Origin of the sequence: Actinomadura meridiana (assembly GCF_039537545.1) — a bacterium.
Classification (GTDB): domain Bacteria; phylum Actinomycetota; class Actinomycetes; order Streptosporangiales; family Streptosporangiaceae; genus Spirillospora; species Spirillospora meridiana.
In genome coordinates this window covers 171,817-184,544 of the sequence record NZ_BAABAS010000004.1, presented here as the reverse complement: position 1 = coordinate 184,544, position 12,728 = coordinate 171,817, and the positions used below count along the sequence as shown (strand labels likewise).

Here is a 12,728-nt window from a genome sequence, read left to right as displayed (position 1 = left end):
CATACATGTGGCCACGCTACTGTGGCATAATCGCGGTACCATGATGGTGGCCACATACACGTGTGGCACCATGACCCCGTGGACCAGGAGCAGGCGATGAAGGACGTCCAGGCGGCCGTGCGCCGGCACAAGGGAGCCCAGAAGCGACTGGAGGACGCGCACGACAATCTGCGCGACGTGCTTCGGGCTGCCCGCGACGCTGGCGTTCGCCAGGCTGAGCTGGTGAAGGCGACCGGCTACACCCGCGAGCACGTTCGGCGCCTGCTGCTCCCCGACGACCGGCAGCCATGACGGTGCCGCCAAAGGTGCGCCCTTCGGCGGCCAGCTGAACGCGGCGCCGGTCACCGTTTCTTCTTCCGCTTTCGCGCAGGCACCCTGGACGCCTTCGACCCCGACCGGTCCTTCCGCTTCGGCGTCCCCCCACGCCGCCCCACCCCATCCGGCACGTCCCGTGGACGGGCCTCCACGTCCACCGCGAAATGCTTCTTCTTCCCCACGACCGCCTCCCAACGGTCAGGCCCGGCCGGGTACGTGCGGGCGCACCCGGCCAGGCAGCCTCACCCCGAACCCGAGCGCTCCCGCACCGCAGCGCGGTCCGCGTAAACCATCCGCCTGCTCAGCCCCAACCGGGCCGCGACCTCCTTCGGCGATAACCCCTCCCCGAGCAACGCCATGACCCGGGCACGACGGGGAGCCACACGCGCCGCCCGCTCCGCCGCCAGCACGCAGTTCGCCCGGATCTGCGCCCCCGTCTGCTTCGGCGGATCCAGCGGCCACTCCGGCAACTCGCCGCGCCCGACCACGCGCAGGTCGAGCTGCCCCATCAGCGCCGCGACCGCGACGGCGTGCGCCTGCGACCGCGCGCCGAGCCGCTCAACCGCAGAGACCAGCGCACGGCGGATGGACCGCTCGGACGTGCCGAGCCTGCGGGCGGCGGCGCCCTGGGTCAGGCCGACCGCGACAGTGATGAGCGCGACCTGCTCCCGTGGGGTCAGCTCCACCGGCGCGGGCGTGGGCCTGGCCCCTGCCGCACGGGGCTCGGCAGGGGCCAGGGGCTGAACCGAGGACGTCACCGCGCCCTCCGGTCACGGGCGCGGGCTTGGTCTTCCAACAGCCGCCCGACCACGTCCCAGTACCGCGCCTCCATCAAGTCGGCCAGCTCGACGTCCGCGAGCTGCTCGGGATGGGCGGGCATGTCCTCCAGGCGCTCGCGCCCACCCGCCAGACCTGCACGACGACGGCGCCACACGGCGACCAGGCGGCCGAGATGAGCCCCGGCGGCCCGGACCACGAAGTACAGGCAGACCGCCACACCAACGGCGACCACGACGACACCGACCGCCGCACAGCCACCGAGGAAGAACCCGCCCATCACGCACCCCCCGGCATCAGCGCGGGCAGGCCGCTACCGGCGTACGCGGCGTCAAGCTGGGGCACTGTCCGCTCCCCGACCGTTGCGCCGTCCGGCAACACGATCGCCGCGAGGAACTCGGCGTCGAGCGTTGAGATCCCGGCCTCGATCGCCTCCAGCTTCGCCTTGATGACGAGGGCGAGCGCCGCCCAGCTTTGCCGGACGGCCTGCTCGTACTCGCGGTCGGCGGCGGCCGGGCTTCGCTCGCGGCCGGTCGGCGTGAGGCGGAACCGGTCATCGTTCGGGTCCGGCAGGGCGAGGGTGAACCGGATACGGCGCCGCGCCATGAGGAACTCGACCATGGCTTGGCGGCCCTGCGCGGCGTAGGCGAACCCGTCCGCGCCGTATCGGCGTAGCGTCCGTTCGATCTCGGCGCGTCGGTGTTCGCTGCTGACGCTGGTGGTGGCGGCGTACCGGGTCATCGTGCACCGTCCGGGTACTGGTCCCAGGTGCGGCCGTCCAGCTCCCGCCCGGCGGCCTTCTTGCCGACACGGGCCATCAGCCACGTGCGCGGGTCGGTCGGCTGATAGTCGTCGGCAACGTGGCCGGACCGTTCGAGCTGGACGACCCGCTTACGGTCGTTGACTTCGAGGCAGACGGCTTCCATATGGGCGTCGTCGACCTCGTCGGAGTCGCCGTACAGGGGACCGACCGGCACCCATGCCCCGTTCTGCTTATGGAGGTAGGCGACGCCCGCGTTCTGGCATTGGTCACGGATGGAGCGGAACCAGTCGGGGTGCGCCGGGCGAGCGCCGGGTCCGGACTCGCCGCCCGTGACGACCCAGCCCAACCCGCTCCAGCCGCCGTGGTTACGGGCGACCGCTCGGCCGAGCTCGGCGAGCGCCCGCATCGTCTCCGGGTGCCCGTCGGTCTGGCAGACGCTCATCTCCGGCACGAGCCAGCGCGACAGGTCCAGCGGGCCAAGCAGAGGCTCAGCGGAGATCCACCGGACGGCCGCCGGGGCGTCGAGCAGCGCGGGCACCCGGATGTTGGCCCACGTCTGGTTCTCGACACTCACGCCAAGCCACACATTCGGCAGCGGCCACCACGACCGGCCGCACGTGACCACGAGATGCTCGGGCAGATACGGCGGGCCGGGCTCAGCCTCGGTCATTTCCACGGCGATCCGCGCGACCTGCGCGCGGAACTCCGTCTTGCGCATCAGCGCCCGCATGCGGGCGTGCCGCTTCGTGAGCACCTGGTAGGTGTGCTGAGGCGTGAGCGCCATGACGGCGAACATGTGGGCGATGAACTCGGTGGGGACGTCTTTGTGAAACAGGTCGCTCATGGAGTTGACGAAGATCTTGCGGGGCTTCGTCCACCGGATCGGCTGGTCGAGACGCTCCGGCCTCAGCGTCAGATCGAACCCGTTCTCGAAGTGGTGTCCCGGCGTGCCGCGCCACCGCTCGGCGAACGTCTCGGCGTAGCAGTGGTCACAGCCCGGCGACACCTTCGTGCACCCGGTCACCGGGTTCCACGAGGCGTCCGACCACTCAATCTTGGTTGCGTCACTCACGAGATGACCGCCGTCCGCCCGGACCGCGCGATCGTCTGGAGCGTCTCCACCCCGGTCGCGGTGTCCTGCGCGAGCCCGACCGCCAGCACGTACGCCGGTTCCGCCAGCGCGAGACGACGCCGACGCGACGGGTCCGCACGCGCGATCAGCATGATCAGGTCACGGGTGTAGCTACCGGCGTGGTAGCCGCCCGCACCGAAGTGCGCCAGGACGTGGGCCGCGACCTCCGGTGTGATCTGCGGTGCGCGGAGTTCCACGTCAAGCGCGGTGCGGGTCAGGTCCGGTCCGGCGGTCTCGTGCCGCACGGTCCGCAAGTCCAGCTCGAACGCGGCTTCGATTTGGTTGATCGCGTGCGGTACGTCCTGTGGCAGGGCGATCAGGTAGATCTTCATTCATGCCTCGCTTGGGTCGCGCCGTCCGGCACCTCGGCCCGGCCGGGTTCGTACGTGGGGTCGTCGAGATCCGTGAGCTGCTCGACGCGGTTGCCTTCCTCGCCCCGCAAGATCGCGACGGCGGCGCCGAGACCGACCAGGGCTATGCCGATGTAGAGCAGGGCGTCATGCACCGGGCGCCACCTCCTCGTCCGCGCGGGCGGCGCGCTCGACCCGCCGGTCCAAGTCCCGCCACGCCGGGTCGCCGGAGTCGACGGTCTGGCGGAGGGTGAGGACCTCGCCGAGCAGGGCCCGCAGCTCGCGGACCTGCCCGGCGAGGCCGGTGGCGGCATCCCGCTGTCGGCGGCGTCCGCCCGCGCGGGCACGCGCCTCGCGGACCTGCGCGATCATCGGGTGGAGGAGCCGAGCCTCGATCGCCCGGACGGCTTCGTGCTCGTCCATCTGGCCCGCGCGGGTGCGGCGGATGACGTCGTACAGGACACCGCCCGTGGTCTCGTCCCGGCGGCGGATAGCGTCCAGCTCGGCGAGGAGGTCGCGGGCGGCGAGGTCCCCGATGGTGTAGTCGATGGCGTCGAACGCCTCCGTGAGGCGCTCCCGGATCTGCGCCTCGCGTTCGGGGGTCAGATCAGCCACGACGGGCCTCCTTGTAGGCGTCGGCGTGGTCTTCGCGAACTCGGTAGAGGCGGTGCCCTGCCCGCTGCGCGGGGAGCTTCCCGGCGCGGATGAGGTGCCTGACGTTCGCCGGGCTCATCTCCAGCCGCTCGGCTACCTCGGTTGTGCCGAGCCATCGGATCGCAGCGCTCACCGTCCCGCCTCCGTCCCGTCGAGGGCGCGGCACAGGTCGGGCAGGTGGCTTGCCGCGAGGGCTGCCGCGTGCACCGCACCGCCACTGCTGTAGGCGGACGGGTCGCGGGTGGCGGCCTCCCACCGGTCCCGGAGCGCCTCGACGCTCCGCACCTGCTCGGCGAGACGGTCCCGCTCGGCCTCGGCCCGCCGGACTCGGTCCATGAATCTGAGCGCCTGATCGGTGTGCAGCCAGGACGTGGTGAAGGACTGGTGGCAGTCGCGGCATGTATCGGTTCCGGAGTCCCGAGGCCCGCCCTGCCGGTAGATGTGCGGCTCGGTGAGCAGAGTCCGCTTAGCCACGGTCGGCCTCCGCCCCATCGAGGACACCACCGGCGGCGCGGTCGGCTTCCTTGCGGGCGAGGTCGGAATAGACGCGCGGCGGCAGTTCGATCGCCTTCTTGCCGGTGACCGCAGGGCCGTTGTCGATGACCTCGGCGAACCGGCGGAGGGTGTCGGCGGCGACGGTGGCCAGCTCGGCGCGCAGCCGCTCGACCTCGGCACGGAGCCGTACGGGTTCGGGCTCGCCGTCCAGGGCGGCGTCCCGTTCTGCCTGCACAGCCGCCATGTCCCGGCGGAGCACGGTCAGCTCGCGGAGGTCGCCACGGAGCTGCTCCACCTCGGCTCGCATCTCGCGGACGATGCCGGGGGCGGTGCCGATGAACTCGGCGTCGATCTTCCCCTGCTCGCTGTCCTCGGTCTCGACGCCTCCGGCCGGGCCACGGACGGTCCATCCGAATTCGCCGTAGGTACCGGGGTTCGACCACTCGCCGGGGCTGATCTCGTCGAGTAGCGCGTCGATCTCGGCGAGCCGCTCGGGGGTCATCGGGTCAGCCACGGTCGTGTCCGTTCCGGTAGGTGGGCTTGCCGACGAGCCGGACGGCCGGGCCCAGCGGCGGGGCCACCGACCGGGCCGGGTCCATCGCGTCCGCCACCCGGTCCGCGAGGTCGAGCAGGTGGGCGTCCCGCTGCGGACCATTCGGCAGTCGCTTCGCGCGGGTGATCTGGTCGGCCAGCGACGTGCACTGCGCGCACCCCTCGCCCGCGCACAGGCCCGCGCACCCGTGCTGCGGTGTCATCGGCGGTGCCTGCCTGCGCGTCAGCGGGCGGACACCCGGCACGATCGGCGGCCTCATGACGTCCACCGCCGCACGGGGATGCCCGCCCTCTCGGCGAGATCAGCGGTGTGGGTCGCGCCGGACGACCGATCGCGGATGAACGCCAGGCACAGGTCGGCGCCCGCGTTGACCATCTCGGCATTGCGGCGGTGTCCGGCGGAGCGATCGAAGGCCCCGCCGCCGGGGCGCCAGTCGGCTGGGTGGCGCTCCTCGCCGACGACCCATTCGGCGCGGCGAGTGTCGGCGGCCCAAGCGTGGACGATGGCGTCGGCGCCGTGCGGGCAGTCGCCATGCACGACCGTGACGGGCATGGTGCACGTGCTGCTGAAGTACACCTCGTCGAGCGCGGTGCGGATGGTGGCGGCGTCGTCCCAGGCGCGGGATCCGGTGACGAGGATTCTCATGCCACACCGCCGTTCTCGATCACCGGCGGGAACGCCTCCGTCGCATCCTTCGCACCGTGCGACGACGGCAGCACCTGCCGTGCCTGCGGGTCCACCGGGACCGGTCCCGTCACCGGCTCCGACGGGTACTCACCACGCGGCACGTCCACCAGCACCGGCCGATCAGCCCTGGCCCGCACCGGCAACACCCCGACCACGTCCGCCACGGCGATCTCCGCCGGGCCCTCCTCGCACGGGTGCAGCACCAGCCGGTCCCGGCCCGCGATGTCCAGCACCCCACGCGACCGGGACCCGTCCGTCCGCCGGACGATGACCCGCTGCCCGAGCAGCCGCTGGTACGGGATCGGGTCGCCCTCCTCCGGCTCGGCGGCGGGCTTGCGGCGCAGGAGGCCGTGCGCCACCTGCTTGATCCCCTTCAGCGCCGTCGCGGGCTTGGGCTGCGCGGGCACCACCGACTCCTGGGTGGCCGCGTCGTCCTCGTCCTCGCCCCGGTACGTGACGCCGATCGGGCAGGCGGTCAGGTCCCCGTACGGGCCGCACTCCTGCTGACCGGTGGCCGCGTGCGTCCACGCCCCGGCCAGCCGCACCAGCGGAGCCGTGCAGTACTCGCACTGCGCGTCCGCGTCCGGCTCGACCACCGGCGCCGACAGCACCGGTGGCACCTTGTGCGCGCCCGACTCCTCGCCCGGCGACGCCGTCAGCGGGTCCGGCTGCGGCATGTCCTCCGGCGCCAGCTGCCCCGTGATCACCGTCCGCTGAGCCTCACGCAGCAACGCCTCAGCGAGCTGCAACTGATGCAGCCCCGTCTCGTGGACCTGCCGCATCAGGTCCCGGTAGGACGTCAGCTCCTCCGGCGACGGGTCCTTCCGCGGGATCATCTTGAGCGTGCTGATCGCCATGCCCAGCCCGCCGACCGGCAGGACCTCACCCGGCGTCGGCAGCACCGGAGCCCCGGCCAGCTGCGCCGCATGCGCCCGCTTGCCCCGCCCGCGCGCCTCGAACAGCACCGCGTGCGCGTCGCAGTCGCCCGCGCGGACGTCGATCTCCTCGGCCTGCTCCCGCAACTGCACGGCCTCACCGCGCATCCGGTCGGCCCCGGCCCGCAGCTCGGCGGCCTGCTTCTCGTCCCAGGTCGCCGAGTCCCGTAGTTGCGCGATGATCTGGTCGGTGACCTCGGTCATGATCGTCTCGTCCATGGGTCAGCGGGCCTCGCTCTCGGCGTCAGTGGTCGTGGTGGTGAGCTGCTTGCGGGCCGTCTCCAGCGCCGCCGCCCACGCCGTGATCGTGGCGAGGTCCGCGCGGAGCACCAGGTCGCCGTCGCGGAGGCGGGCCATCGGCCCGGCCGGGCCGGTCAGGACGCCCTCGAAGCGGGGCGTTCCGGGCAGGGGGTGCAGGACGACCGCGCTGGAGTAGACGGTGGCGTCCTCGTGGCCCTGGTCGGCCGGGGCCGACTTGGGGTCTGGGATGATGAGGGTCATGACGGTTGGCTCCCAAGGTCGTCGTCGTGTGCGGCGGTGCCCCCCTGGCCGGGGGTGCCGCCGGTTCGGTTTCTGATCAGGTCCAGCCCCGCTGGCTCGTCGGGGTAGAACCGGTTGGCGTCGAGGGTCAGCAGCTGCGTGAGCTGGTCCTCGGCGGCGGACGTGATCGCGGCGGACGTGAGGATCGACAAGAGGTAGGTGTCGTGGGTCGGCCACAGCCGCCCGCCGCACCCGCAGCGGAGCGCACCCCCGCGCCTGTACACGGCGTAGACGTGGTTGCTGACCTGGCCCGTGATGGCCCAGCAGCGCAGGCATGTGCGGTCGCCGAGATAGATGGGGAAGGTCCCGCGCGCCAGCGCGCCCGCCCTGACACGGGCACGCTGACGCAGACCACGGACGCTCGTCACGCCAGCTGCCCCTGCTGCTCGAACGGCGCCACCGGCCAGCTCCCGGCCGCCCCCACCGCGCGGTCCGCCTGAGCGTGCACCGCGAGCTGGTCCTCCGCGCCGCCCGCCTCGCCACGGCGGCGCAGCACACCCGCGAAGGCCAGGGACTGCTCCCGATGCCACCCGGCCTGAGCCGCGTGCAACTCCACCGCGGACATCGCCGCCAGCGACCGGCTCGACTCCACGATCTGCGCCACCAGACCGGCCGCCGCCCACGCGCACCACGCCAGGTCACCCGGGTCCTTGAGCCACACCTCCCGCGCCGCGCAGACCTCCGCGAGAGTCGGACACTGGGCGGGGTCCGCGCGCCGCGACACGTGCGCGTCCAGCACCCGCGCGCAGACCACCGGCCCCACCTCGTCCGGAACCAGCTCGCCGAGCGTCGACAGCCCGTGGCGGCGACACTCCCGGTCCAGCACCGTCAGCGCGTCCGCGACACCGAACCCAACGACGGGCAGACCCGCGCGGACCGCGCGCAGCAGCAGCGCTGTGGTCTCCGCGATCACCTCCTCGGCAGGCGCGCTGTCCGGCCAGGTGCTGGCGATCGGGGTGTTCTCCCCGGAGCGGTCCACGCGCATGACGCACGCGCCAGTGATCCGGGCGGTTTCCACGTCGGGGCCATCGACCTGGATGGCGAGGGCGGCTAGGACGCCGGTGTGCCAGCTCACGACTGGCCGCCCATCTCGGCGATCTCCTCCGCCGTGTACCGAACCGGGCTGCCCTCGCCGAGCGCCTGCGCAGCGGCCTCAGCGTCCGCGTCGGCCATCACCCCCGAGGTGGGAGGAGCGGGAGGGGCCGGGGCCTTGCGGGCGGCGAGGATCTCGTCAGCCGTCGCGGCGGGCGCCGGGAACTCGTCCTCCTTGCGGACCTCTCGACGCTCGATGGACTTGAAGATCACGCCCAACTGCGCGACGTCATGCTCCGTCCATCGACCCGACGGCTCGCCGATCTTCTCCTCCAACTGCCGGGACTTGATCCCGATAGTGGAGAACCGCTCGATCGCCGTCGTGATCCGCGTCGCCAGCGGCACGCCCCCGCCGTCACGCAGGGTCTGCTGGCACAGGTCTTTGGCCTCCTCCACGAACCACGGCGGGAGGATCGCGAAGATCTGCTCGCGGACCCGCCGGGAACCCTGGTTCGCGTTGTTCTCGTAGATGTCCCGCAGCTCCTTGAGCTGCGACGGGCCGTTCTTGGTGTCGCGCAGGTGCGGCACGATGAACGCCGACGACACCCGCGAGTTGGTCTGGACGTCCCACGCCCACGCCTGCATCTCCGACTGCCCGAACTCGTCGTCCCGACGCATCTCGACGATGCCGTACTGGATGTGACCCCAGCAGCGGGCCAGTTCGCGGGCGAGGTGCACGGACGCGCCGGACACGTTGCCGCCCGCGCGGGGGAACCGGTAGAACGCGCGGTCAGCCAGGAAGCGCTGCTTGCAGGAGTCGATCATCTGCGCGCGGGCGAACTGGACGTCGCGGGGGAAGCGCTGCGCGACTTCCACGGCGGCGAGGACCTCGGCCGCCGCGCGGGACTGCTCGATCGCGGTGCCCTGCCCGATCCGCGCCGGGGACGGCACGGTCGGCATGGGGGCGCGGTCCATCTGCTGCGTCATGGGGTGGTGTCTCCTTCGGCCAAGGCGTCGGCGGAGCCCTGGATCTCGTACGCGAAGTGGGTGATAGCGCTGAACAGGGCCTCGGCGTGGCCGAGATCCGCATCCAGGTCAATGCGGATCTGGGTCGGGAGCTCTGAGGCGCCGCGCTCGACAACGCCACTGGTCATCGAGCAGATCCGGTATCCGTGCTCGGACAGGTCGATCAGGTACCGGGCGACCGCCCGGAGGTCGGCGGTGGTCAAGCCGACTTTGCTGAGCCGTTCGCCGGTCACGGTGAGCTGCTCGCTGGCGATCGTGAGCCGGTCGGCGGTGGACTCGGTCATGACGTCACTTCCTGGAGGAACTTGTTCTCCGCCCATCCGGGCAGGCCGACCTGCGCGACGCCCTCCACGTACGGGGGCCACACGCCGGTCTTCTGGCACTGCGCGAACAGGCCGATGGCCTTGCGGTTCTCGTGGCGGCCCGCGTCCAGTGCGATCTGCGTGAGCTGGACGACGCTGACGAGGTAGGGCTCGGTCTTCTCCTGGACGACCAGGAAGTACGGCACGTCCTCGGACAGGCCGACCGCGCGGACGGCGTCCTCGTACCAGGCGCCTTGCATGTGGTAGCCGAAGTTGATCAGCGACTTGGCGATCGAGTCCGGGTGCGCCGAGTCGGCCGTCTTGTAGTCCGCGAGGTACAGGCGCCCCGTCGGATCGGCGGGCGGGAGCCAGTCGATCAGCGCCCGCCGCCAGACCTTCGTCGGCGGGTCCCGCCAGAACAGGGCCCGCTCCGGCTCGCCCGTCCCGCCGAGCAGCGCCGACGCGAGTTCGTTCGCGCGGATCGCGTCAGCCATGGCGTGGACCTGGTCCCACTCGTCCGGCTTGAGCGGGACCGCTCCACGGTCGTACGCCTCGTCCCGCGCGGCCTTCGCCGCGTTGGTGTTGTACGTGGCGTACTTGATGCGGGCCAGCTCAGGTCCGACGCCGAGCACCAGCTTGTGTGCGGCCGTGCCCAGCTCCATGGCCTTCGTCGGCTTCTTCGGGTGGTCGGCCTCCCACCGGTAGCGGGCCGGGCAGGTCGCCAGCAGTTTCCGCGCGCCGCTCGACGACAGGGACCCGCCGGGGACGGGGTCGGCGTGGTAGACGTCGGCGTCCATGGCGTACACGCCCGGCGCGGTGACGACGGTCTCTGGAGCTTCGGTGAGGGTGCTCATCGGCCACCCTCCAGCCGCGCGAGGACGGGCCCCACGCGCTCGTTGAGCACGGCGACCAGAGCGGCCACGGCCGCCGCAGCGTCCTGGACCGTCAGCTCCTCCGGCGTGTCCAGCGGCACGTGCAGCGACCCGACCGGGACCGCGAACAGCAGGAGCGTGCTCGTGCACATCGCCGGGACTTTCTCGATCTGCTCCTCGGTCGGTTCACACAGGCCGCCGTCCCGGAACTCCCAGCCCGACCAGCCGTCCAACTCGACGAGCGGCTCGATCGGCCGGGTCATCACGCGGACGTAGGCGCGCAGGGGCCCTTCCGGACTGACGCGGTAGCAGCGAGCCCACGCGATCGGGGAGCTGAAGGAGACGTAGTCGTACGCCGACCGCGACGTCGCGGTCTGGAACGCCTCGATGGTGAACTTGATGGGGTCGCGGGTGAGGTTGTCGTCCGTGTCGAGGAAGGTGAAACGGACCCGCCGCAGGTCGGCGGCGTAGCGGTCGGTGCCTTCGAGGCTGTCGTCGATGGTGAACGGGTCAGCCACGGCCGTCACCGCCGTCCTGCTTGGCCGCTCCGTGCATGAGGGCGTCCATCTCGGCGTCCGTGAGGCGTCGACAGACACTCGGGTGGTGGCCCGGCTCGTCGGTCGTCTTGTGCTCGCAGGCGAAGAAGTCCGCGCCGTTGCCCGGGTCGTCCTCCCGGTCGCTGTCGGGCGCCGCCTCCACGCCCGCGACGTCGCCGAGCAGGATGTGCTCGCCGTCCTCGTCGCCGATCCACAGCCCGGCCCGCGTCGCCGCCGTGAGGATCCCGCGCACCTCCGTGACGCTGTCGCCACGGTCCTTGAGGGAGACCGAGACGCGCTCGCCGATCAGCGCCCGGTACGCGGCCAGCGCCTCCCCGTCCAGGCCGTCCTCCGCGTCCTGGTCGTCGGCGGTGGGGTACGTGACCGGGTACCACTCATCGGCCCGCCGGAGGGAGGCGATCGCGTTCCGCGCGTTCGCCTCGCGTTCCGCCAGCGGAGCCAGGGCACCCTTGACGTAGTAGGCGCGGGTCGCGAGGAGTTCCCGGTGGGCCGTGTACGCCTCAGTGGAACCCGGCGTGTAGTCGGGCAGGCCGAGCACCTCACGGATCGCGGCGGCCAACTCCGCCACGTCCTCCGCCTCGGGCATCAAGGTCAGCGGCGCGTACACCCGCGCGGCCTCACCGACCGAGACCCGCACACCCAGGGTGGTGACGAACGCGATGGTGTGTGTGGCGCCGGGCTCGGCGATGACGAACAGGACGTCGCCGGTCTTGGCGATGTACCGCTGGCCGGGTCGGTAGTCGCTCACAGGGCACCGCCCTCGACCTGGACCGGCGCAAGCTCGTCCTCGTCCTCGACCATCTCGAGCGCGTCCCGGATCATCTCGCCGAGCTCCCGGTGGCCGAGCGTGTCCATCAGTGCCGCCATGCCGGGCGCCTCGCACACCTCGATCTCCGTGATGGACGGCGCGTCCAGCCGGAGCGTCCGCCCGTTCGTCAGCCAGACCACCGGGTACTCCTCGGACGACACGCTGCGCAGGTGGACCTGGACGTGGTCGAACTCGCCGAGGAAGTGCTCGTGGCTCTGCTCGCGGTCGTGGTCGGTCTCGCACCACGTCGGGCACGGGGTCTTCGCGAGGCTCATCGGGCACCGCCCGTCAGGCGCAGCCGCGCCGCGTCCGCGAACCGCCACGCCAACACCGTGAACTCGACCAGCCGCTGCTCCAGCTGGTGCTCCACCCGGAACGAGAAGTCCGCCAACACCGCCCTGAGCGCCTGCTCCGCCAGCTCCTCCAGCCGGTCGGGGTCCGTGTCCGGGTAGTCCGACGCCGCCGTGAAATACCCGTCGCGGATCTTGAGGAGTTCGTCCCAGGCGCCGTCGACGTTGGCGTCCAGGCCGTCGAGTTCGTCCAGGCCATCACGCTTGTCGAAGTCGCACCGGACGATCGCGGCGCGGATCTTCGCCGACGCCAGCAGGAACGGGTACACCGTCCCGGCCGCGAGGACCGCTACGCGGGGGGTGACGCGGTCCGCGAGGACCTGCGCGACCTCGTGCGTGTCCACCGTGCACGCCTTCGTCGCGGCGTCCCGCAGGCCGATGCCGTCGATCAGGTCACCGAACGCGCTCGCCCGCTCGGCACGGGTCAGGTGCGGCGCGATCTCGGCGAGCGCCTCCGTCACCGAGAGGCCGTGGAAGGTCCGCGCCCGGTAGGCGAGGGTCTCCACCTCCCGGCGGTGATCAGTCAGAATGGTCATTGGCTCCGCTGCTCCTTCTGTGGTTGTGGGTGTGCGGGGCTTCG

Annotated in this window: 24 protein-coding genes; 1 reads left to right on the top strand and 23 read right to left on the bottom strand. The window is 71.9% G+C overall.

What is annotated here, in order from left to right; all coding sequences use genetic code 11:
• The first annotated feature begins 78 nt into the window (after nt 1-78).
• Nucleotides 79-291 (top strand): hypothetical protein, encoded by a 213-nt coding sequence (locus tag ABD808_RS04565; RefSeq protein WP_344890223.1) that lies wholly within the window; start codon nt 79-81, stop codon nt 289-291.
• Between the two features lie 266 nt (nt 292-557).
• Here ABD808_RS04565 and ABD808_RS04560 read toward each other — a convergent pair whose 3' ends face one another.
• Genes ABD808_RS04560 through ABD808_RS04450 form a run of 23 tightly spaced genes read right to left on the bottom strand, consistent with a single transcriptional unit; the run spans nt 558 to nt 12,684 of the window.
• Nucleotides 558-1,073: a helix-turn-helix domain-containing protein gene (locus tag ABD808_RS04560; RefSeq protein WP_344890220.1), complete on the bottom strand. Its 516-nt coding sequence runs from the start codon at nt 1,071-1,073 to the stop codon at nt 558-560.
• The gene (locus ABD808_RS04555; protein WP_344890217.1) at nt 1,070-1,372 is read right to left on the bottom strand and encodes a hypothetical protein; all 303 of its coding nucleotides are present in this window, start codon (nt 1,370-1,372) and stop codon (nt 1,070-1,072) included. Before ABD808_RS04555 ends, ABD808_RS04560 begins: the two co-directional genes overlap by 4 nt.
• Complete coding sequence (locus ABD808_RS04550) at nt 1,372-1,833, bottom strand: hypothetical protein (RefSeq protein WP_344890214.1); 462 nt, start codon at nt 1,831-1,833, stop codon at nt 1,372-1,374. The genes ABD808_RS04555 and ABD808_RS04550 overlap by 1 nt, the downstream gene beginning before the upstream one ends.
• Nucleotides 1,830-2,927: a DUF5131 family protein gene (locus ABD808_RS04545; RefSeq protein WP_344890211.1), complete on the bottom strand. Its 1,098-nt coding sequence runs from the start codon at nt 2,925-2,927 to the stop codon at nt 1,830-1,832. Before ABD808_RS04545 ends, ABD808_RS04550 begins: the two co-directional genes overlap by 4 nt.
• Nucleotides 2,924-3,319 (bottom strand): hypothetical protein, encoded by a 396-nt coding sequence (locus ABD808_RS04540; RefSeq protein ID WP_344890208.1) that lies wholly within the window; start codon nt 3,317-3,319, stop codon nt 2,924-2,926. The genes ABD808_RS04545 and ABD808_RS04540 overlap by 4 nt, the downstream gene beginning before the upstream one ends.
• On the bottom strand, nt 3,316-3,492 hold the full coding sequence (locus ABD808_RS04535) for a hypothetical protein (protein WP_344890205.1): 177 nt from the start codon (nt 3,490-3,492) through the stop codon (nt 3,316-3,318). Before ABD808_RS04535 ends, ABD808_RS04540 begins: the two co-directional genes overlap by 4 nt.
• Nucleotides 3,485-3,952, bottom strand: coding sequence for a hypothetical protein (locus ABD808_RS04530; protein ID WP_344890202.1), 468 nt, complete (start codon nt 3,950-3,952; stop codon nt 3,485-3,487). Before ABD808_RS04530 ends, ABD808_RS04535 begins: the two co-directional genes overlap by 8 nt.
• The gene (locus tag ABD808_RS04525; RefSeq protein ID WP_344890199.1) at nt 3,945-4,124 is read right to left on the bottom strand and encodes a helix-turn-helix domain-containing protein; all 180 of its coding nucleotides are present in this window, start codon (nt 4,122-4,124) and stop codon (nt 3,945-3,947) included. Before ABD808_RS04525 ends, ABD808_RS04530 begins: the two co-directional genes overlap by 8 nt.
• Entirely contained in the window at nt 4,121-4,465 is a 345-nt protein-coding gene (locus tag ABD808_RS04520; protein ID WP_344890196.1) for a hypothetical protein, read from the bottom strand. Before ABD808_RS04520 ends, ABD808_RS04525 begins: the two co-directional genes overlap by 4 nt.
• Nucleotides 4,458-5,000, bottom strand: coding sequence for a hypothetical protein (locus ABD808_RS04515; protein ID WP_344890193.1), 543 nt, complete (start codon nt 4,998-5,000; stop codon nt 4,458-4,460). Before ABD808_RS04515 ends, ABD808_RS04520 begins: the two co-directional genes overlap by 8 nt.
• On the bottom strand, nt 4,993-5,298 hold the full coding sequence (locus ABD808_RS04510) for a hypothetical protein (RefSeq protein WP_344890190.1): 306 nt from the start codon (nt 5,296-5,298) through the stop codon (nt 4,993-4,995). The genes ABD808_RS04515 and ABD808_RS04510 overlap by 8 nt, the downstream gene beginning before the upstream one ends.
• Entirely contained in the window at nt 5,295-5,684 is a 390-nt protein-coding gene (locus ABD808_RS04505) for an SLOG family protein (protein ID WP_344890187.1), read from the bottom strand. Before ABD808_RS04505 ends, ABD808_RS04510 begins: the two co-directional genes overlap by 4 nt.
• Complete coding sequence (locus ABD808_RS04500) at nt 5,681-6,880, bottom strand: hypothetical protein (RefSeq protein WP_344890184.1); 1,200 nt, start codon at nt 6,878-6,880, stop codon at nt 5,681-5,683. The genes ABD808_RS04505 and ABD808_RS04500 overlap by 4 nt, the downstream gene beginning before the upstream one ends.
• A gap of 3 nt (nt 6,881-6,883) precedes the next feature.
• Complete coding sequence (locus ABD808_RS04495; protein ID WP_344890181.1) at nt 6,884-7,162, bottom strand: hypothetical protein; 279 nt, start codon at nt 7,160-7,162, stop codon at nt 6,884-6,886.
• The gene (locus ABD808_RS04490; RefSeq protein WP_344890178.1) at nt 7,159-7,569 is read right to left on the bottom strand and encodes a hypothetical protein; all 411 of its coding nucleotides are present in this window, start codon (nt 7,567-7,569) and stop codon (nt 7,159-7,161) included. Before ABD808_RS04490 ends, ABD808_RS04495 begins: the two co-directional genes overlap by 4 nt.
• Nucleotides 7,566-8,276, bottom strand: coding sequence for a 3'-5' exonuclease family protein (locus ABD808_RS04485; protein ID WP_344890175.1), 711 nt, complete (start codon nt 8,274-8,276; stop codon nt 7,566-7,568). Before ABD808_RS04485 ends, ABD808_RS04490 begins: the two co-directional genes overlap by 4 nt.
• Complete coding sequence (locus tag ABD808_RS04480; protein WP_344890172.1) at nt 8,273-9,220, bottom strand: hypothetical protein; 948 nt, start codon at nt 9,218-9,220, stop codon at nt 8,273-8,275. The genes ABD808_RS04485 and ABD808_RS04480 overlap by 4 nt, the downstream gene beginning before the upstream one ends.
• Complete coding sequence (locus ABD808_RS04475) at nt 9,217-9,543, bottom strand: hypothetical protein (protein WP_344890169.1); 327 nt, start codon at nt 9,541-9,543, stop codon at nt 9,217-9,219. The genes ABD808_RS04480 and ABD808_RS04475 overlap by 4 nt, the downstream gene beginning before the upstream one ends.
• On the bottom strand, nt 9,540-10,415 hold the full coding sequence (locus ABD808_RS04470) for a PD-(D/E)XK nuclease-like domain-containing protein (protein WP_344890166.1): 876 nt from the start codon (nt 10,413-10,415) through the stop codon (nt 9,540-9,542). Before ABD808_RS04470 ends, ABD808_RS04475 begins: the two co-directional genes overlap by 4 nt.
• Nucleotides 10,412-10,951 carry a hypothetical protein gene (locus ABD808_RS04465; RefSeq protein ID WP_344890163.1) on the bottom strand — a complete coding sequence of 180 codons (540 nt, stop codon included), beginning with the start codon at nt 10,949-10,951 and terminating at the stop codon, nt 10,412-10,414. Before ABD808_RS04465 ends, ABD808_RS04470 begins: the two co-directional genes overlap by 4 nt.
• Nucleotides 10,944-11,738 (bottom strand): hypothetical protein, encoded by a 795-nt coding sequence (locus ABD808_RS04460; protein WP_344890160.1) that lies wholly within the window; start codon nt 11,736-11,738, stop codon nt 10,944-10,946. The genes ABD808_RS04465 and ABD808_RS04460 overlap by 8 nt, the downstream gene beginning before the upstream one ends.
• Nucleotides 11,735-12,073: a hypothetical protein gene (locus ABD808_RS04455; RefSeq protein WP_344890157.1), complete on the bottom strand. Its 339-nt coding sequence runs from the start codon at nt 12,071-12,073 to the stop codon at nt 11,735-11,737. The genes ABD808_RS04460 and ABD808_RS04455 overlap by 4 nt, the downstream gene beginning before the upstream one ends.
• The gene (locus tag ABD808_RS04450) at nt 12,070-12,684 is read right to left on the bottom strand and encodes a hypothetical protein (protein ID WP_344890154.1); all 615 of its coding nucleotides are present in this window, start codon (nt 12,682-12,684) and stop codon (nt 12,070-12,072) included. Before ABD808_RS04450 ends, ABD808_RS04455 begins: the two co-directional genes overlap by 4 nt.
• Nucleotides 12,685-12,728: the final 44 nt, after the last annotated feature.

What these genes read in the sequence shown, in the direction of transcription:
- ABD808_RS04495 (WP_344890181.1), bottom strand. Translation starts at nt 7,162, where the DNA reads ATGACCCTCATCATCCCAGACCCCAAGTCGGCCCCGGCCGACCAGGGC.
- ABD808_RS04480 (WP_344890172.1), bottom strand. Translation starts at nt 9,220, where the DNA reads ATGACGCAGCAGATGGACCGCGCCCCCATGCCGACCGTGCCGTCCCCG.
- ABD808_RS04500 (WP_344890184.1), bottom strand. Translation starts at nt 6,880, where the DNA reads ATGGACGAGACGATCATGACCGAGGTCACCGACCAGATCATCGCGCAA.
- ABD808_RS04450 (WP_344890154.1), bottom strand. Translation starts at nt 12,684, where the DNA reads ATGACCATTCTGACTGATCACCGCCGGGAGGTGGAGACCCTCGCCTAC.
- ABD808_RS04510 (WP_344890190.1), bottom strand. Translation starts at nt 5,298, where the DNA reads ATGAGGCCGCCGATCGTGCCGGGTGTCCGCCCGCTGACGCGCAGGCAG.
- ABD808_RS04555 (WP_344890217.1), bottom strand. Translation starts at nt 1,372, where the DNA reads ATGGGCGGGTTCTTCCTCGGTGGCTGTGCGGCGGTCGGTGTCGTCGTG.
- ABD808_RS04505 (WP_344890187.1), bottom strand. Translation starts at nt 5,684, where the DNA reads ATGAGAATCCTCGTCACCGGATCCCGCGCCTGGGACGACGCCGCCACC.
- ABD808_RS04540 (WP_344890208.1), bottom strand. Translation starts at nt 3,319, where the DNA reads ATGAAGATCTACCTGATCGCCCTGCCACAGGACGTACCGCACGCGATC.
- ABD808_RS04475 (WP_344890169.1), bottom strand. Translation starts at nt 9,543, where the DNA reads ATGACCGAGTCCACCGCCGACCGGCTCACGATCGCCAGCGAGCAGCTC.
- ABD808_RS04455 (WP_344890157.1), bottom strand. Translation starts at nt 12,073, where the DNA reads ATGAGCCTCGCGAAGACCCCGTGCCCGACGTGGTGCGAGACCGACCAC.
- ABD808_RS04550 (WP_344890214.1), bottom strand. Translation starts at nt 1,833, where the DNA reads ATGACCCGGTACGCCGCCACCACCAGCGTCAGCAGCGAACACCGACGC.
- ABD808_RS04470 (WP_344890166.1), bottom strand. Translation starts at nt 10,415, where the DNA reads ATGAGCACCCTCACCGAAGCTCCAGAGACCGTCGTCACCGCGCCGGGC.